The organism is Alloyangia pacifica, from assembly GCF_020524285.1.
In the GTDB taxonomy this organism is placed as follows: domain Bacteria; phylum Pseudomonadota; class Alphaproteobacteria; order Rhodobacterales; family Rhodobacteraceae; genus Salipiger; species Salipiger pacificus_B.
The window spans coordinates 43,393-61,125 of sequence record NZ_JAIVKX010000017.1; the positions used below are offsets into that span (position 1 = coordinate 43,393).

Below are 17,733 nucleotides of genomic sequence, written 5' to 3' on the forward strand. Positions count from 1 at the left end.
AACTTCAGGCGGACGCCGGCCAGTCTTGAACAGGGCGCGCGGAATCGCAAGCTTTTCCTAGGTTGCGGGCCTGTGTCGCTGGAAGCGGCGCATCCGGGGCGGCGCTCAGACCACCTCGATCACGTCCTTGTCGATGGCCAGGTGATAGCCCTTGCGGGCGATGTTGCGCACCAGCAGTTCGCTGACCATCTGGTTGCCCAGCCCGTCGCGCAGCCGCTTGATCCGGGTCGCTCCGGCGGCCTCCTCGCAGTCGCTGGGATCGCGACCCGAGATCATCCCCTCGATCTGCGCCCCGGTCAGGGTTTCGTCGTCCATGCGCGCCTCTGCCAGCACCGAGAGCGTCTCGACCATCGCCGCCGTCAGCTTGAAGCCCATGGTGTTGAGATAGACCATGTTCTCCTCGCGGCTGATGATCAGCGAGCTGACCTGAATGCCCGAGCGCTCGATCTGCGCCATGCGCCGGTTCATCCCCGCCAGCATCACCAGGAAGACCAGCGCGGCGATCAGCATGGCGGCGGCGAAGACCAGCAGCACGAAGATCACCATGCGGTAGCTCGCCAGCGTGTCGGCAAAGGCGGTGCCCGACAGCGCGAGGATCTCCAGCAGCTTCACCTCGGCCTGCGCGGTCAGGTCATGCTCGACGAAGATCCGCTCGACCCGCGCGTTGAAGGCATTGCCGTCGGGCAGGGTGAACATCAGCACCCCGCCGGCAAGAACCAGCAGGGCGACGATCGCGGCAATTCCGAAAGTGACGATGCGCCCGCCCGCACGGCGGGCGTCAGTAGCGGAGATAGAACTCGCCGGCATTCTTTTTCTTTTCTTCCGAGGGCGGCTGTTCGGACAGGGCGACGACGCTCAGCAGCGTCCAGCCGTTGCGGTTGAGGCGGATCTCCAGCTGTGCGGCCGCGGTGTTCTTTGACGGGCAGGTTTCCGTCGGCAGAAGGGCGACGCCGTACTGCAGGCGCAGCGGGTCGTCCTGTTTGGCCTTGTACTCGGCATAGCACTCGGCCTGCGCCGCAGTGGCGCCGAGGGCGAGCAGAAGCGAGAGGGCGAGAAGCGGCGTGGTCATGGGTGGACACTGAGCGCGCGGCGGCAGCAATTCAATAGCCCCGGACGGATAGGTGGCGGATATCCGATAACATCGGAGAGATATTGCCTGTTTTGCCGGGGCGGGCCGAGGCTCGGGTCAGATCGCGGCGGGTGCCGTGATGCCCTACAGGTTCCCCGAAGGAGACAGCCCATGTCCAGGAAGTTCATCGCCGGCGTGCTCGCGGCCTCGCTCATCGTCACCGGCTTCAACGCGGCTCCCGCCCGCGCCGCAGAGCCGCAGGACGTGGCCAAGGTCCTGGGTGGCGCGGCCCTCATCTACATCATCGGCAAGGCGGTCAGCGAGGCGCGCGCGGACGAGCGCAAGCGCGAGAAGGAGGAGAAGGAAAAGAAGAAGGCCCAGCAGGAGACCCATTGGCGCGCGCCGAACCCGGCCCCCTACCTGCCGCGCCCCTACAGCTTCGAGGGCCGGCCCGGGCAGTCGCAGTTCCAGTCGCATGCGCAGCCGCGGGGCGTGCTTCCGGGCGCCTGCCTGCGCGAGGTGCGCGGCGAGCGGGGGCCGGTGATGCAGCGCTCCTGCCTGCGCAGCGGCGCGGTGCGCACCGACGCGCTGCCCGACCGCTGCCGCAAGAAGATCCGCATCGGCAAGGACAAGGAGCACGTCTTCTCGGCGCAATGCCTCCAGCAGTCCGGCTGGCGGATTGCAGGCCGCCGTGGCGCGTCCGACCGGGATCGGCACGGCGAGTGGAGCCGCGATGGGCATCGCGACGGGTATCGCGAGGGTCGGCGCGACTGAGCGCGCCAACCGGATCCGCGGCGCCTCAGTGCAGGTCTTCGGGCAGCAGCAGGTTGAGCAGGATCGACAGGCCCGCCGCGGGCAGAAGCCCCGAGGTCAGCAGCACCTGTGCCGTCTGGGGCAGGTGCTGCAGCGCCGAGGGTTCGAGCTGCAGCCCGAAACCGACCGAGAGCGAGATGGCGAAGATCACCATGTTGCGGCGGTTCCAGACCACCTCCGAGAGCATGTTGACGCCCGCGGCGCAGACCATGCCGAACATCACGATGACCGCGCCGCCCAGCACGTTGATCGGTACGGTCGAAACCGCCGCCCCGACTTTCGGCACCAGGCCGCAGACGATCAGGAAGAGCGCGCCGATGGTCACTACATGGCGGCTCATCACCCCGGTCATCGAGATCAGCCCGACGTTCTGGCTGAACGAGGTGTTGGGCAGCCCGCCGAAGACCCCGGCGACAGCCGAGCCGAGGCCGTCGGCGAAGGTTGCGCCGCCGACTTCGCGGTCGGTGGCCTCGCGCCCCGCGCCACCCTTGGTGATGCCCGAGACATCCCCCACGGTCTCGATCGCCGAGATGATTGCCATGAAGCACATGCCGATGATGATCGCGGCGTTGAACTCGATGCCCCAGCGGAACGGCATGGGCAGCTCGAAGACCGGCGCGTTGGCGACGCTGCCGAAGCTGACCTGCCCCATGGCCAGCGACACGAGATAGCCCGCCACGAGCCCCACGAGCACCGCCGAGAGCGACAGCAGCCCGCGGGTGAAGAACTTCACCGCCAGCGTCACCAGGATCACCACCAGCGCGGGCAGCCACATGGCGAGGCTGCCGAACTCCGGCGTGCCCAGCTTCGGCACGCCGCCCGCGGCGTACTGAATTCCGACCTTCAGCAGCGCGAGACCGATCATCAGCACGATCAGCCCGGTGACCAGCGGCGGCAGCGCGTGGCGGATCTTGGTGACGATGAAGCCGAGCGAGAAGTGGAACAGCCCGCCGATCACGATGCCGGTCATCAGCCCGGCCATGCCCGCAATGCCCTGCCCGGCCACCGCCGGGATCATCACCGGCAGGAAGGCAAAGGACGTGCCCTGTACGATCGGCAGCCGCGCGCCCACCGGACCGAGGTCGATCGACTGGAACAGCGTGGCGATGCCGGCGAACAGCATGACCATCTGGATCATGTAGATCATGTTGGGGAAGTCCGGGCTGTTCGAGCCGTAGCCGAAGCCCGCGGCCCCGGCGATGATGATCGCCGGGGTGACGTTCGAGGCGAACATCGCCAGCACGTGCTGCAGCCCCAGCGGCACGGCCTTGCCGAGCGGCGGCATATAGTCGGGATCTGCCAGCTGTTCCGGCGTGCCGATGGGGTGGCCCTTGGGGGCGGTTGCGTCAGTCATTCATAGTCTCCCTCGTCGTTGTTGCGTCGTGGTTATGAGATGACCCGCCGCCTCTGCCGGGCGTCTGCGCGGGGGAGGGGCGGTCAGCCCCGGGTGATCAGCAGCGGCGCCTCCAGCCAATGTTCTTCGAGGTTCGGCGTGGCACCGATGCGGTCGACCACGGCAAACAGCCCCGGCGCGTGCAGGGGCGTCAGCACCCCGTGCCAGGTGCCGCGGTGGAAATTGATCCCCTGTCCCGGTGCGGCGAGGAAGGCATGCACCTCGCCGGGCGTCTCGTTCGCACCCGGGCCGGGCTCGGCGACAATCACCAGCCACTCGTTCTGATGCATCGGCACGAAGGCCTGGCTGCCCTCCGGGTGCCGCTCGACCAGCTCCAGCGTATAGGGCAGCGCGCGCGGCTCGGCGTCGAAGAGGCTGATGCCGGCCCGCCCCTCGGGGCCGAAGTCCAGCGCGGCGCGGTCATGGTGTCGCCCGCAGAGCCCCTGGTTGATGATCTTGTCCGCCGCGCCATTGACCTCGAGCACCTCGCCAAAAGGCGCAAAGGCTCCCGCGGTGAGAGGTTTCGCCGTAACCTGCCTCATCGTGCCGCTCCGAAGGGCGCCAGGGAGACGTGGCGGTTGACGTCCTTGTAGAGCAGGTAGCGGAAGCGTTCGCTGTCGTCGACGATGCAGGCCTGCGGGCAGAAGGCGCGCAGCCACATGAAATCGCCCGGGCCGACGTCGACCCAATCCTGGTTGAGCAGATAGCGCGCCCGGCCCTCCAGCACGTAGAGCCCGTGCTCCATCACGTGGGTCTCGGCAAACGGGATGCGCCCGCCCTTGCCGAAGGTGACGATATTGGCGTGGAAGTCGTGGCGGACGTCGAGCGGATCGGCAAAGCGCTGCGTGCCCCAGAGCCCCTCGTTGTCCGGCATCCAGGAGATCGGCACCTCGTCGTCATGGCTGATGATCGCATCCGGCGCGGAAAGCCCCTCGGCCGGCTGCCAGCGCTTGCGGATCCAGTGGAACTTGAACGGCACATCGCCAGTGTTCCACAGCGTCCAGACCGAGCTGGCCGGCAGGTAGACGTAGCTGCCCGCGCGCAGCGCGTGACTGTCGCGGCCCAGGGTCAGCCGCGCGGTGCCCTCGGCGACGAAGATCGCCGCCTGCGCATCATGGTCGGGCTCGGGAGCGTTGCTGCCGCCGCCCGGCGCCAGCTCCACGGCGTATTGCGCGAAGGTCTCGGCGAAACCCGAGAGCGGGCGGGCGATGATCCAGGCGCGGGTCTGCTGCCAGCCGGGCAGGAAGGAGGTGACGATGTCGCGCATCGTGCCCGCCGGGATGAAGGCATAGGCGGTGGTGAAGACCGCGGCCCCCTGCGGGGAGTCGCTGCGCGCCGGCATGCCGGCGGGCGGGAAGGCGTAGGTCTTGGTCATCGCGGCCTTGGTCATTTCGGTCGTGCTCACAGGATCGTCTCCAGCCGCAGGCGGGCGATGCGTTCCACCTGGCGGCAGGCCTCGGCGAATTCGGTCTCGGTGTCATGCGCGATGCGCCGCTCGAAGGCGGCGAGGATGCCGGCCTTGTCATGGTCGCGCACCGCGATGATGAAGGGAAAGCCGTGCTTCTCGACATAGGCCGTGTTCAGCTCCGTGAACCGCGCGCGTTCGGCGTCGGTCAGCGCGTCGAGCCCGGCGCTGGCCTGCTCGGCGGTGCTGTCCCCGGTCAGCCGCTTCGCCTCGGCCAGCTTGCCGGCGAGATCCGGGTGCGCCTGCAGCACGCCCAGGCGTTCCTCGCGCGAGGCGGTGCGCAGCACGCGGGCGAGCGCATTGGCCAGCCCCGCCGGACGGTCATGCGCCGCGCCCAGCTCCAGGCCGAAGGCGCGCTCGGCGACCCAGGACGAATGCTCGACGATGCCGCCGAAGGTGCCGACGAAAGTCTCGCGGTCCATGGTCGAGGGGCGCGGGCCCTTCTTCGGCGGATGGGTCTTTGCCCAATGCTCGGCGATCTCCAGCCGGGTCGGGGTCCAGACCCCCTCGAAGCCGCCGATGTAGTCTAGGAAGCGTTTCAGCCCGGCCATTTTCCCCGGCCGACCGATGAGCCGGCAGTGCAGCCCCACCGACATCATCGCCGGCTTGCCCGCCGCGCCCTCGAGGATCAGCGTGTCGAAGGCATCCTTGAGGTAGGTGTAGAACATCTCGCCCTCGATCCAGCCGGGCGAGGTGGCGAAGCGCATGTCGTTGGCCTCGAGCGTGTAGGGGATGATCAGCTGGTCGCGGTCCCCGACCTCGAGCCAGTAGGGTAGGTCGTCGTCATAGGTGTCGGAGATGTAATCCATCGCCCCGGTCTCGGCGACCAGCCGAACGGTGTTCTCGCTGCAGCGCCCGGTGTACCAACCGCGCGGCGGCTCCCCCACGACCTCGGTGTGCAGGCGGATCGCCTCGGCGATGGAGGCGCGCTCCTCCGCCTCGGGCATGTCCTTGTGCTCGACCCACTTGAGCCCGTGCGAGGCAATCTCCCAGCCCGCGTCCTTCATCGCCTCGACCTGCTCGGGCGAGCGCGCCAGCGCGGTGGCGACGCCGTAGATAGTCAGCGGCATGTCGTAGCCGGTGAAGAGGCGGTGGAGCCGCCAGAAGCCGGCGCGGGCGCCGTATTCGTAGATCGACTCCATGTTCCAGTGCCGCTGGCCCGGCCATTGCGCCGCGCCCGCGATGTCCGACAGGAAGGCTTCGGAGGCCGCGTCCCCGTGCAGCACGCAGTTCTCGCCGCCCTCTTCGTAGTTGAGCACGAACTGCACGGCGATCTTCGCGCCGCCGGGCCATTGGGCGTCGGGGCGGTCGGGGCCGTGGCCAATCATGTTGCGGGGGTAGCGCTGCATCTGCCGGTCCTCTGGCATGGGTCGTTCTCCTGTCGATACTGGCGCACCGGCCCGCGCGGAACAGCAAAGCCCCGCGGCGCGGCGCGCGCCTTGCCTTCCGTGTTAGCACCGCTGAAAAAAGGAGCAAGAACATGTGGCGCTGCCTTGCCCGGTCCCAGCGCGCCGAGGGCGGCGCGGCCGAATGCCTCCAGCGGGGATATTTTCCTCTAGACGAAGAGGGCATCCTCACACTCCTGCACCTTCGCCAAGATACAAGTATCCCGGGAGAGCGGCGCGCGGCGCCTCTGGGGCAGAGCCCGCTTCCGGCCCGCTGCGCGCGTATCCGGCGCCCGGCCTGAGCGCCAATCTCGGCAGCGCCATATGGACAGAGCGCCCCTCAGACCCTATGTGCACCCATCATGGCCAAGCAGAAGTCCGACCCGAACTACAAGATCATCGCCGAGAACCGGCGTGCGCGCTTCGACTACGCAATCGAGGACGATATCGAATGCGGTATCGTGCTGTCCGGTTCGGAGGTCAAAAGCCTGCGTGAGAACAGCTCCAACATCGCCGAGAGCTACGCCGCGGTGGAAGAGGGCGAACTGTGGCTGGTGAACTCCTACATCGCGCCCTACACCCGCGCGATGTTCCCGCACGAGGAGCGCCGCCGCCGCAAGCTGCTGGTCTCGCGCAAGGAACTGGCGCGCCTGTGGAACGAGACCCAGCGCAAGGGCATGACGATCGTGCCGCTGGTCATGTATTTCAACCACAAGGGCATGGTTAAGCTGAAGATCGGCATCGCCAAGGGCAAGAAGACCCACGACAAGCGCGAGACCGAGGCCAAGCGCGACTGGAACCGTCAGAAGCAGCGCCTGCTCAAGGAACGCGGCTGAGCTGCGGCGCGGGGCAACGCGCCCTTGCGAGTCCGGGGCTTGCACCTTAGAGACGAGGCGATGCTGACTGCCCCGGGGAGAGGTGATGGCAAGTGACGACCCCAAGACGCTCGTGTCGACCGACTGGCTGGCGCGCCACCTGAAGGATCCGGACCTGCGCCTGCTCGACGCGAGCTGGTACATGCCCGGCTCGGGACGCGATCCCAAGGCCGAATACGAGGCCGTGCACATTCCGGGCGCGCGCTTCTTCGACATTGACGAGATCTCCGACCTGCGCTCGGAGTTGCCGCACATGGTGCCGCCGGTAGACAAGTTCATGTCCCGCATGCGCGCCATGGGGGTCGGCGACGGCCATCAGATCGTCGTCTACGACGGCGCCGGCCTGTTTTCCGCCGCCCGCGTCTGGTGGCTGTTCAAGCTGATGGGCCATGACGACATCGCCGTGCTCGATGGCGGCCTGCCGAAATGGCAGTCCGAGGGCCGCGAGGTCGAGGATCTGCCGCCCGTCATCCGCGACCGCCACATGATGGTGCGCCGCCAGAACCACCTGGTGAAGGACGTCACGCAGGTCTCCGCCGCCTCCAAGCTGCGCGACCACGAGATCATCGACGCCCGCGCGCCCGCCCGTTTCCGCGGCGAGGTGCCCGAGCCGCGTCCGGGGCTGCGCTCGGGGCATATCCCCGGCTCGAAGAACGTGCCCTTCTCGGTGTTGCTGAACCCCGACCAGACGCTGAAATCGCCCGAGGCGCTGCGCGCCGCCTTCGAGGCGGCCGGGGTCGACCTGAGCAAGCCGGCGATCACCAGCTGCGGCTCGGGCGTCACCGCCGCCATCCTGAGCCTTGCCCTGACCCGCTTGGGCAAGACCGATCACGCCCTATATGACGGGTCCTGGACCGAGTGGGGGCAATTCCCCACGCTGCCCGTCGCCACCGGAGAGGACTGATGTTCGAAACTCTGAAAGAGCAACCCGCCGACAAGATCCTGATGCTGATGCAGGCCTACAAAGAGGACCCGCGCGCGCAGAAGGTCGACCTCGGGGTCGGCGTCTACAAGGACGCCAGCGGCAACACGCCGGTCATGCGCGCCATCAAGGCGGCGGAAAAGCAGCTCTGGGAGAGTGAGACCACCAAGGCCTACACCGGCCTCGCCGGTGATCCGGCCTTTGCCGAGGCGCTCTCGACGCTGGTGCTGGGCGACGCGGTCCCGCGCGAGAACATCGCCGCCGCGGCGACCCCGGGCGGCACCGGCGCGGTGCGCCAGGCCTTCGACATGATCAAGATGGCCAACCCCAAGGCGCGCGTCTTCGTCTCGGATCCGACCTGGCCGAACCACCTGTCGATCCTCAAGCACATGGGGCTCGAGATCGTCCCCTACCGCTACTTCGACAATGAGACCCGGGGCGTCGACTTCGTCGGCATGATCGCCGATCTGCACCAGGTGATGCCCGGCGACGTGGTGCTGCTGCACGGCTGCTGCCACAACCCCACCGGCGCCAACCTGAACATCTCGCAGTGGAAAGCCGTGACCGAGCTGCTGCTGGAAAAGCAGGGCACGCCGATGATCGACATCGCCTACCAGGGCTTCGGCGACGGTCTCGAGGAAGATGCCGCGGGCGTGCGCCTCGTCGCCTCCTCGGTGCCCGAGTGCCTGATCGCCGCCTCCTGCTCGAAGAACTTCGGCATCTACCGAGAGCGCACCGGCCTGCTGATGGCCGTCAGCAGCGACGCCTCGGCAAAGAAGCTGAACCAGGGCACGCTGAACTACCTCAACCGCCAGAACTATTCCTTCCCGCCCGATCACGGCGCGCGGCTGGTGACCATGGTGCTGAACGACCCGGAGCTGCGCGCCGACTGGGCCGCCGAGCTGGAGGAGGTGCGCCTGTCGATGCTGGGCCTGCGCGAGCAGCTGGCCGCCGAGCTTCAGCGCCTGTCGGGCTCGGACCGCTTCGGCTTCATCGCCCAGCACCGCGGCATGTTCTCGCGCCTCGGCGCAACGCCGGAGCAGGTCGAGGCCATGCGCCGCGATCACGGCATCTACATGGTCGGCGACTCGCGGCTGAACATCGCGGGTCTGAACAAGACCACCGTGCCGATCCTCGCCGAGGCGATCATCAAGGCGGGCTGCTGAGCCACGACCGCCGGTTCAAAGCGGCATTAGTATCAAACGCGGGCCTTCGGGCCCGCGTTTCGCGTTTCAGCCATGCTCGGCGAGGCAGTCCTGCGGCGCCTCGGCGCGGTCCTCCATGCCGTAGTCGCGCAGCACCTGGCAGACCCGCAGCCGGTAACCCGCGAAGATCCCCTCGCGCCCGGCCTTCTGCGCGCCGCGATGCGCGGCCAGGCTCCGCCAGCGCGCCACCGCCGCCTCGTCTTCGAAGAAGCTGAGCGAGAGCAGTTTCTCCGGATTGGTGAGGCTCTGGAAGCGCTCGACAGAGATGAACCCCTCGACCTCCTCGACCATGGGGCGCATGGCGGCGGCGATGTCGAGATACTGGTCCTTGCGTCCCTCGGCGGGGATGACCTCGAAGATGATGGCGATCATGGCTGTCTCCTCTTTCCGCGCCAGCTTTCTTGCCGGGCGCCGCGGTTTGCAAGCGGGTTGCGGCGCGGGCCTGCCGAGCGGCGCTCTCTTTGGCGCGGGCGGGATTTGCGTATTTGGAAAGAGAAGAAGGGGCCGGGCGCGGCGCCTTGCTTCTTCTCTTTCCAAATACGCCTGCACAGGCGAGCCACGGGCAAGAGGCCGGGACAGGGCGGCGCCTTGCCGGCTGCCGTTCCTGGGCTTGATCTTGCCTGCCGCGTCATGGCAAAGCGCGGCCTTTCGCGGTCGGGCGGATCCCGGCCGGGACAACACCCTTGCTGCGCGGGGTTTTGACACGTATCCGCAGCTGTGGCCCGCTTGCCGAAGCGTGGGGGCCATGCGACCCTTCCCGCCGGAGGACCCCAGTGATGACCGAGACGATGAGCCGATCCGAAACCAGCCTGCTGCCGCAGCTCCACGAGCCGCGCAATCCGGGCATGCCGCTCGACATGGACCGGGTGATGCGCGCCACCGCCAATCGCTCGGCGATCGAACGCCGCGCCGCGACCCTGCCGGGGCGGCGCTCGGTGAAGAAGGACTACCAGGCGGCCTGGCTTGCGCGGGCGATCTCCTGCATCGACCTGACCACGCTGGCAGGCGATGACACGCCGGGCCGCGTGGCGCGGCTCTGCGCCAAGGCGCGCCAGCCGGTGCGGGCGGATATCCTCGAGGCGCTGGGGCTCGAGGGGCTGACCACGGGCGCGGTCTGCGTCTACCACGACATGATCGCCCCTGCCGTCGAGGCGCTTGAAGGCACCGGAATCCCGGTGGCGGCGGTCTCGACCGGCTTTCCGGCGGGTCTCTCGCCCTTCCATCTGCGCGTCGCCGAGATCACCGAGAGCGTGAAGGCCGGCGCGCGGGAGATCGACATCGTCATCTCGCGTCGCCACGTGCTGACTGGCGATTGGCAGGCGCTCTACGACGAGATGCGCGCCTTCCGCGAGGCCTGCGGCGAGGCGCACGTCAAGGCGATCCTCGCCACCGGCGAGCTCGGCACGCTGCAGAACGTCGCGCGTGCCTCGATGGTCTGCATGATGGCGGGCGCCGATTTCATCAAGACCTCGACCGGCAAGGAGAGCGTCAACGCCACGCTGCCGGTCAGCCTCGTGATGATGCGGGCGATCCGCGAGTATTACGAGGAAACCGGCTACCGCGTCGGCTACAAGCCCGCGGGCGGCATCTCGAAGGCCAAGGACGCGGTGACCTATCTCGCGCTGGTCAAGGAAGAGCTCGGCGACCGCTGGTTGCGGCCGGACCTCTACCGCTTCGGCGCCTCCTCGCTGCTGGGCGACATCGAGCGGCAGCTCGAGCATCACGTGACCGGGGCCTATTCGGCCTCCTGGCGCCACGCCACGAGCTGATGGCGCATCTGCGGAACTGGAGACGACGGACATGAGCGTGAAAGAGATTTTCGAGAGCATGGATTATGGACCCTCGCCCGAGAGCGCCGCGGATGCGCTGACCTGGATCGTGGACCAGGGCTCGCGCTTCGGCTGCTTCATCGACGGCGGCTTCACCAAGCCGGGGCAGACCTTCGAGAGCCGCAATCCGGCCACCGGTGAGGTGCTGGCCGAGGTCACGCAGGCGACGCAGGGCGATGTCGACGCGGCGGTGAAGGCCGCGCGCGCGGCGCAGCCGGCCTGGGCGAAGCTGGGCGGCAAGGGGCGCGCGCGCTTCCTCTACGCGCTGGCGCGACTGGTGCAGAAGCATTCGCGGCTGCTCGCGGTGCTGGAGACCCTCGACAACGGCAAGCCGATCCGCGAGAGCCGCGACATCGACGTGCCGCTCGTGGCGCGGCATTTCTACTACCACGCGGGCTGTGCGCAGCTGATGGACGCGGAGCTGCCGGGGCGGGAGGCGCTGGGCGTCTGCGGCCAGATCGTGCCGTGGAACTTCCCGCTGCTGATGCTGGCCTGGAAGATCGCTCCGGCGCTGGCGATGGGCAACACGGTGGTACTGAAGCCCGCCGAATGGACCTCGCTCACTGCGCTCTGCTTTGCCGATCTCTGCCAGCAGGCCGGGCTGCCGAAGGGCGTCGTGAACATCGTCACCGGTGACGGCACCGTGGGCGAGATGATCACCGGCGCCGAGGTCGATAAGATCGCCTTCACCGGCTCCACCGAGGTGGGCCGCAAGATCCGCGCCGCCACCGCCGGCAGCGGCAAGTCGCTGACGCTCGAGCTGGGCGGCAAGTCGGCCTATGTGGTCTTTGAAGACGCAGACCTCGATAGCGCGGTCGAAGGGCTGGTGGATGCCATCTGGTTCAACCAGGGGCAGGTCTGCTGCGCGGGCTCGCGCCTCTTGGTCCAGGAGGGCATCGCCGAGCGCTTCCACGACAAGCTCAAGGCGCGGATGGACAAGCTGCGCATGGGCGACCCGCTCGACAAGTGCATCGACATCGGCGCCATCGTCGACCCCGAGCAGAAGGCCCGGATCGAGGCGCTGATGGCCAAGGCAAGCGGTGAGGGCGAGGTCTATACCGGCTGCGCTGCGCCCGAGGGCTGCTTCATCGCGCCGACGCTGGTGACGGGTCTCTCGCCCGCCTCGCTGTTGATGCAGGAAGAGATCTTCGGTCCGGTGCTGGTCTCGACCACCTTCCGAACGCCCTCCGAGGCGGTGCAGATCGCCAACAACACCCGCTACGGGCTCGCCGCCTCGGTCTGGTCCGAGAACATCAACACCGCGCTCGACGTGGCACCGAAGCTCGAGGCCGGGGTGGTCTGGGTCAATGGCTCGAACATGTTCGATGCGGCGGCGCCTTTCGGCGGGCTGCGCGAGAGCGGCTTTGGTCGCGAGGGCGGCTGGGAGGGCCTCGCGGCCTACACCCGTGCCGCAGGCAAGGCGAAGGCACTGAAGAAGGTCGAGCCGTTTGCCGGTGAGAGCGCCGAACCGCAGGACGTGGACCGCACCGCCAAGCTCTATATCGGCGGCAAGCAGGCGCGGCCCGACGGCGGCTACGCGCAGAACATCTACGACAAGAAGGGCAAGCTGCTGGGGCAGGCGCCGATCTCGTCGCGCAAGGACATCCGCAACGCCGTCGAGGCGGCGCGGGGCGCTTCGGGCTGGTCCGCAGCAACGGCGCACAACCGCGCGCAGGTGATCTACTTCATCGCAGAGAACCTGCAGGCGCGGGCCAGAGAGTTCGCGGCGCGGATCGATGCCATGACAGGCGGCAAGGGGGGCGCGGCAGAGGTCGAGGCCTCGGTCGACCGGCTCTTCACCTATGCCGCCTGGGCCGACAAGTACGAAGGCGCGGTAAAGCCAGTGCCGCTGCGCGGTACCGCGCTGTCCCTGCGCAAGCCGACCGGCGTCATCGGCGCCTTCTGCCCGGACGAGGCGCCGCTGCTGGGGCTGGTCTCTGTCATGGCGCCGGCCATCGCCATGGGCAACCGCGTGGTGCTGGTCGCCTCCGAGCCCTTCCCGCTGGCGGCGACGGATTTCTACCAGGTGCTCGACACCTCGGACCTGCCGGGCGGGGTGGTCAACATCCTCACCGGCCCGCATGAGGATCTGGCGCCGACGCTGGCCAGCCACATGGATGTCGAGGCGGTGTGGAGCTTCTCGTCGTCGGAGCTCTCGAAGGTCATCGAGGCAGGCGCGGCGGGCAACCTCAAGCGCAGCTGGGTGAACCACGGCAAGGCCCGTGACTGGAGCTCGGCGGCGGGGGAGGGCGAAGCCTTCCTCGAGGCGGCGACCGAGGTGCAGACCGTGTGGATTCCCTGGGGCGCCTGAGCGCGGTTCCTGACCCGAGACCCGAGTCGCGCGTGGGGCGCCTTGTCGCGCCCCACCGTTTTAGGCGTTGAATCAGCCTGCTGTCCCGGATAAGGGGCGATCTTTCGCCGCAACGTTGAGAAAAGCCCTCTCCGATGCTATCTTATAAGGGCCCGGCGCCGGGGTCACATTCGGCGCGTGCCATGAAGGAGGACAATGTCCTGTCACTTACTGCCGATGCGGCCGGTGCCGCTGTTGCGGGGATGCCCATGAGCGGGCTGACCCAACCCGAGGTCACGAGCGAGATTATCCTCGCCGCTGTCCTCAAGTCTCTCGACGACAACAAGGCGGAAGAGGTCGTGCAGATCGATCTGCGCGGCAAGACCTCCGTCTGCGACCACATGGTGATCTGCTCGGGACGTTCGTCGCGGCAGGTGGCCTCGATCGCGCAGAAGCTCGCCGAGGATCTGAAGCATGAGCTGGGCGTCCTGTGCAAGACCGAGGGCGAAGAGACCGGCGACTGGGTGCTGATCGACGCGGGCGATGTGATCGTCCACGTGTTCCGTCCCGAGGTCCGCGAGTTCTACCAGCTCGAAAAGATGTGGATGCCGCTGGGCAAGGTGACCCAGAGCGCGACCTGACCGGGAGCGTTCATGCGCGTGCATCTCTGCGTCGTGGGCCGGCTTCGGTCTGGCCCCGAGCGCGATCTGATTGACGATTACCTCAAGCGCTTCGACCGCACGGGACGGGCGCTTGGACTGGGGCCGGTGACGGTGACCGAGGTCGAGGACCGCAAGGGCGGTGGCATGGCCGCCGAGGCCGTGTTGCTGCGCAAGGCGATTCCCTCGGATGCCCGGCTGTGCATTCTCGATGAGCGCGGGAAGCTGATGAGCTCGCCCGATTTTGCACATCGGCTCGGCGAGATCCGAGATGGCGGCGTGGGGGATCTCGCCTTCGTCATCGGCGGCGCGGACGGGATCGACCCGTCGCTGCGGGCAGAGGCGGACATGGCGCTCAGCTTTGGCCAGATGGTCTGGCCGCACATGCTGGTCAGGGTGATGCTCTCCGAGCAGCTCTACCGGGCCGCTTCGATCCTTGCCGGAAGTCCTTATCACCGCGTTTGATTTTGTGGCGGCTTCGGCGTGGGCGGTTTCTTGCCTGTGAGCCGACTCGCGCACGGCGGGAATCCGCGCGAATGCAATCCCTGCGTTGCACTTACCGAAATCGCTGATTTAGCTGCACTTATCGCACCGTCGCGCAGCTGTGAAGACGAGCGAGGTTGACTGCCCTTTTACTGTCCCTGCCGGCTCCCCCGCCGGTCCCGGGCAGATCAACGGCCCCGGAGTTTCCCCGAACTTCGGGGCCTTCCCATTTCCGGAAGGCTCCAAGCCGGTGCTCAGCTATAGGCGATGACCAGCAGGACAACCCCGAGGATCACCCGGTAGATCACGTAGGGGGTGAAGCTCACCGAGCGCAGCAGCCGCATCATCAGGGTCAGCGCGAGCAGCGCCGAGACAAAGGCGAAGCCGGCGGCGATGGCGCCGTCCCTGGCGGCCTGCGCGTCGGCGCTGCCGATCACCTCGGCGCCGAGCAGAACGCCCGAGGCCAGGATCGTCGGGATCGACATCAGCATCGAGATCTTCGCCGCATCGTGGCGCTTGTAGCCCATCTGCCGCGCGCCGGTGATGGTGATGCCCGAGCGCGAAGTGCCGGGGATCAGCGCCACGGCCTGCCACAGGCCGAGCTTGATGGCGTCCTTGAGGTTCCAATCTTCTTCGGTCTTCTCGACCGGCCCTTTCTGGTCCGCCCACCACAGCACGATGCCGAAGATCAGCATGGTCCAGCCGATCACCGCGATCGAACGCAGCATGTCGGACAGGCCGGTGAGGTTCAGGATCAGCCCGACGAGGATCACCGGCACGGTGGCGACGGCAAGCAGGAAGGCGAGCTTCGAGCCGGGGGTGTCGATCTTGCCGGTCAGCATGCGTGGGATGCCCGCGAGCCCGACGCGCACGTCGCTCCAAAAATAGAGCACAACCGCGAAGAGCGTGCCGACATGCACCGCGACGTCGATCACCTGGCCCTGATCTTCCATGCCGGTCAGCCCGGGGAGGAGAATCAGGTGACCCGAGGAGGAAATCGGGAGAAACTCGGTGATGCCCTGGATGAGCGCGAGGATAATGAGTTGAGACAGGGGCATGTACGCAGGTCTCCGCAGAAATGGCCCTTTTCGCTATAGGCCCTTAGTTTTCAGGGGGAAAGGGGCAATTTGGTCCGTTATCGGACCTATTTTTTGATCAACTTGCCCCCGAGCCAGCGAAGCGAGGCAAATTTTTATCAATATAGGTCAGTACCTCTGACTTTTATTCGGTTTAGACCTTCTGTAATGAAGCCCGACCGATTGATTTGCTTGGAGACAAGGCATCATGGCAAAGCAACCCATGCTGAAATTCGTGAAGATCGAGCGCGACATGCCCGAGAAGCGGGAGGCGTCCGTCCGCAGCCACGACTTCGACGAAATTTACGCTGAGTTCGCCAAGGCCAAGGCCGAGGAGCAGGCGAGCCGCTGTAGCCAGTGCGGGGTGCCCTACTGCCAGTCGCACTGCCCGCTGCACAACAACATCCCCGACTGGCTGCGTCTCACCGCGACCGGCCGTCTGGAGGAAGCCTACGAGATCAGCCAGGCCACCAACACCTTCCCGGAGATCTGCGGCCGCATCTGCCCGCAGGACCGCCTGTGCGAAGGCAACTGCGTGATCGAGCAATCCGGTCACGGCACCGTGACCATTGGCTCTGTCGAAAAATACATCACCGACACCGCCTGGGAGCAGGGCTGGGTGAAACCGGCCGCCCCGGTGTCCGAGCGCTCGGAGAGCGTTGGCATCATCGGCGCGGGCCCCGGCGGCCTCGCCGCGGCCGACATGCTGCGCCGCGCCGGCGTTCAGGTGACCGTCTATGACCGCTACGACCGTGGCGGCGGCCTGCTGACCTACGGCATCCCGGGCTTCAAGCTCGAGAAGGACGTGGTCATGCGCCGCATCAAGCAGCTCGAGGACGGCGGCGTGCGCTTCGTCTTCAACTGCAATGTCGGCGAGGACCTGAGCTTCGACGAAATCCGCGATCAGCATGATGCGGTGATCATCGCCACCGGCGTCTACAAGTCGCGCGACCTGCGCGGCCCGGGTTCGGAAGCCAAGGGCATCGTCAAGGCGATCGACTATCTCACCGCTTCGAACCGCACCGCCAACTTCGGCGACACCGTGCCCGAGTACGAAAGCGGCGAGTTGAATGCCAAGGGCAAGAAGGTCGTGGTGATCGGCGGCGGCGACACCGCCATGGACTGCCTGCGCACCGCGATCCGCCAGGGTGCCGAGAGCGTGAAGTGCCTCTACCGCCGCGACCGCGCCAACATGCCCGGCTCGCAGCGCGAAACCGCGAACGCCGAGGAAGAGGGCGTACAGTTCGAGTGGCTGACCGCACCGAAGGGCTTCAAGGGTGACGAGACCGTCGAGGCGGTGATGGTGCAGAAGATGCGCCTCGGCCATCCCGACGCGACCGGCCGTCAGGCCCCCGAGCTGATCGAAGGCGCGGACTACGAGGAGCCCGCCGACCTGGTGATCAAGGCGCTCGGCTTCGAGCCCGAGGAACTGCAGACCCTCTGGGGCGCGCCCGAGCTGGAAGTGACCCGCTGGGGCACCGTGAAGGCCGAGTTCACCTCTGGCCGGACCGCGCTGCCGGGTGTCTATGCCGTGGGCGACATCGTGCGCGGTGCCTCGCTGGTGGTCTGGGCGATCCGTGACGGCCGCGACTGCGCCGAGCACGTGCTCAAGGACTTCGACAAGCTCGCGGCCATCGCCGCCGAGTAAGTCCCGCCGAATCCCTGCACATCCCCGGAACGCAACCTGCGCAGGGGATGTGCAGCCCCCGAAACCAACGCCCGAGGAGAGGTCAGCGCGGCTGACCCTCGCCGAGAAAGGAGCGGTGCATGACGCAGAAGACCGGACAATGCCTGTGCGGCGCGGTACGCTTCACCGTGACCGAGTTCGGTAGCTTCGGCGTCTGCCATTGCGAGCAGTGCCGCCGCTGGGCCGGATCGGCGCTGTTTGCGGTGAACGTGCCTGAGGCGGCGATCTCGATCGAGGGTGCCGATGCGATCCGCAGCTTCCGCAGCTCGGATTGGGCCTCCCGGCACTTCTGCGGCACCTGCGGCTCGGTGCTCTGGTACCGCTACGACAAGGGCGTCGATGGGGCAGGGGAGTACGAGGTCTGCCTCGGGCTCCTCGAGGACGGCAACGGCTTCGAGATGAAAAGTGAGATCTTCGCGGACGAGAAGCCCGACAGCTGGGCGCTCACCGGGGAGCATCCGAAATACACCCGCGCCGAGACGCTGAAGAAATTCGGTGCGGACGTCAGCGGCGCCTGAGCCGCAGGACCAAAACCGCGGCGCCTGAGCCGCGACACAGAATTACGGCGCGATGACGCGCCAT

18 protein-coding genes are annotated in these 17,733 nt (G+C 67.3%); 10 read left to right on the plus strand and 8 right to left on the minus strand.

Annotated elements, in window-relative coordinates; genetic code table 11:
* Window positions 1-105: 105 nt before the first annotated feature.
* Both LC039_RS20890 and LC039_RS20895 read right to left on the minus strand, forming a co-directional pair.
* Window positions 106-807: a hypothetical protein gene (locus LC039_RS20890; protein WP_226628001.1), complete on the minus strand. Its 702-nt coding sequence runs from the start codon at window positions 805-807 to the stop codon at window positions 106-108.
* The gene (locus LC039_RS20895) at window positions 779-1,069 is read right to left on the minus strand and encodes a hypothetical protein (RefSeq protein WP_226628003.1); all 291 of its coding nucleotides are present in this window, start codon (window positions 1,067-1,069) and stop codon (window positions 779-781) included. Before LC039_RS20895 ends, LC039_RS20890 begins: the two co-directional genes overlap by 29 nt.
* A 171-nt stretch (window positions 1,070-1,240) precedes the next feature.
* Here LC039_RS20895 and LC039_RS20900 point away from each other — a divergent pair, with 171 nt between their 5' ends.
* Window positions 1,241-1,843, plus strand: a complete 603-nt coding sequence (locus LC039_RS20900; RefSeq protein WP_226628005.1) for a hypothetical protein — start codon at window positions 1,241-1,243, stop codon at window positions 1,841-1,843.
* A 25-nt stretch (window positions 1,844-1,868) separates the two neighbouring features.
* On the opposite strand, the gene LC039_RS20905 is transcribed toward LC039_RS20900, so the two are convergent.
* The 4 genes from LC039_RS20905 to puuE form a co-directional block, all read right to left on the minus strand.
* Window positions 1,869-3,236 carry a uracil-xanthine permease family protein gene (locus LC039_RS20905; RefSeq protein ID WP_226628006.1) on the minus strand — a complete coding sequence of 456 codons (1,368 nt, stop codon included), beginning with the start codon at window positions 3,234-3,236 and terminating at the stop codon, window positions 1,869-1,871.
* Between the two features lie 83 nt (window positions 3,237-3,319).
* On the minus strand, window positions 3,320-3,817 hold the full coding sequence (locus LC039_RS20910; protein WP_226628008.1) for an ureidoglycolate lyase: 498 nt from the start codon (window positions 3,815-3,817) through the stop codon (window positions 3,320-3,322).
* Window positions 3,814-4,650 carry a bifunctional allantoicase/(S)-ureidoglycine aminohydrolase gene (locus tag LC039_RS20915; RefSeq protein WP_226628180.1) on the minus strand — a complete coding sequence of 279 codons (837 nt, stop codon included), beginning with the start codon at window positions 4,648-4,650 and terminating at the stop codon, window positions 3,814-3,816. The genes LC039_RS20910 and LC039_RS20915 overlap by 4 nt, the downstream gene beginning before the upstream one ends.
* 26 nt (window positions 4,651-4,676) lie before the next feature.
* The gene (gene puuE, locus LC039_RS20920; RefSeq protein WP_226628182.1) at window positions 4,677-6,089 is read right to left on the minus strand and encodes an allantoinase PuuE; all 1,413 of its coding nucleotides are present in this window, start codon (window positions 6,087-6,089) and stop codon (window positions 4,677-4,679) included.
* A gap of 398 nt (window positions 6,090-6,487) precedes the next feature.
* Between puuE and smpB the strand changes: the two genes are divergently transcribed.
* The 3 genes from smpB to LC039_RS20935 all read left to right on the plus strand — a co-directional run bounded on the left by smpB (window position 6,488) and on the right by LC039_RS20935 (window position 9,088).
* Window positions 6,488-6,961 carry an SsrA-binding protein SmpB gene (smpB, locus tag LC039_RS20925; RefSeq protein ID WP_226628009.1) on the plus strand — a complete coding sequence of 158 codons (474 nt, stop codon included), beginning with the start codon at window positions 6,488-6,490 and terminating at the stop codon, window positions 6,959-6,961.
* Window positions 6,962-7,046: 85 nt separating this feature from the next.
* Window positions 7,047-7,904, plus strand: coding sequence for a 3-mercaptopyruvate sulfurtransferase (gene sseA, locus LC039_RS20930; protein WP_226628011.1), 858 nt, complete (start codon window positions 7,047-7,049; stop codon window positions 7,902-7,904).
* Complete coding sequence (locus LC039_RS20935) at window positions 7,904-9,088, plus strand: aromatic amino acid transaminase (protein WP_226628012.1); 1,185 nt, start codon at window positions 7,904-7,906, stop codon at window positions 9,086-9,088. Before sseA ends, LC039_RS20935 begins: the two co-directional genes overlap by 1 nt.
* 66 nt (window positions 9,089-9,154) lie before the next feature.
* Here LC039_RS20935 and LC039_RS20940 read toward each other — a convergent pair whose 3' ends face one another.
* Window positions 9,155-9,499 carry an antibiotic biosynthesis monooxygenase family protein gene (locus LC039_RS20940; RefSeq protein ID WP_226628013.1) on the minus strand — a complete coding sequence of 115 codons (345 nt, stop codon included), beginning with the start codon at window positions 9,497-9,499 and terminating at the stop codon, window positions 9,155-9,157.
* A 404-nt stretch (window positions 9,500-9,903) separates the two neighbouring features.
* Here LC039_RS20940 and deoC point away from each other — a divergent pair, with 404 nt between their 5' ends.
* The 4 genes from deoC to rlmH all read left to right on the plus strand — a co-directional run bounded on the left by deoC (window position 9,904) and on the right by rlmH (window position 14,370).
* The gene (deoC, locus tag LC039_RS20945) at window positions 9,904-10,896 is read left to right on the plus strand and encodes a deoxyribose-phosphate aldolase (RefSeq protein ID WP_226628014.1); all 993 of its coding nucleotides are present in this window, start codon (window positions 9,904-9,906) and stop codon (window positions 10,894-10,896) included.
* Between the two features lie 31 nt (window positions 10,897-10,927).
* The gene (locus LC039_RS20950; protein WP_226628015.1) at window positions 10,928-13,267 is read left to right on the plus strand and encodes an aldehyde dehydrogenase family protein; all 2,340 of its coding nucleotides are present in this window, start codon (window positions 10,928-10,930) and stop codon (window positions 13,265-13,267) included.
* A gap of 248 nt (window positions 13,268-13,515) precedes the next feature.
* Window positions 13,516-13,887: a ribosome silencing factor gene (rsfS, locus tag LC039_RS20955; RefSeq protein ID WP_319003739.1), complete on the plus strand. Its 372-nt coding sequence runs from the start codon at window positions 13,516-13,518 to the stop codon at window positions 13,885-13,887.
* A gap of 12 nt (window positions 13,888-13,899) precedes the next feature.
* Window positions 13,900-14,370, plus strand: a complete 471-nt coding sequence (gene rlmH / locus LC039_RS20960) for a 23S rRNA (pseudouridine(1915)-N(3))-methyltransferase RlmH (RefSeq protein ID WP_226628017.1) — start codon at window positions 13,900-13,902, stop codon at window positions 14,368-14,370.
* A 272-nt stretch (window positions 14,371-14,642) separates the two neighbouring features.
* On the opposite strand, the gene LC039_RS20965 is transcribed toward rlmH, so the two are convergent.
* Window positions 14,643-15,446 carry an undecaprenyl-diphosphate phosphatase gene (locus tag LC039_RS20965; RefSeq protein WP_226628018.1) on the minus strand — a complete coding sequence of 268 codons (804 nt, stop codon included), beginning with the start codon at window positions 15,444-15,446 and terminating at the stop codon, window positions 14,643-14,645.
* Between the two features lie 226 nt (window positions 15,447-15,672).
* On the opposite strand from LC039_RS20965, the gene LC039_RS20970 reads away from it, so the two are divergent.
* Together LC039_RS20970 and LC039_RS20975 are read left to right on the plus strand one after the other, a co-directional pair.
* A complete protein-coding gene (locus LC039_RS20970; RefSeq protein ID WP_226628019.1) occupies window positions 15,673-17,112 on the plus strand; it encodes an NAD(P)-dependent oxidoreductase in 1,440 nt (479 codons plus the stop codon).
* A gap of 119 nt (window positions 17,113-17,231) precedes the next feature.
* On the plus strand, window positions 17,232-17,669 hold the full coding sequence (locus LC039_RS20975) for a GFA family protein (RefSeq protein ID WP_226628021.1): 438 nt from the start codon (window positions 17,232-17,234) through the stop codon (window positions 17,667-17,669).
* Window positions 17,670-17,733 lie beyond the last annotated feature (64 nt).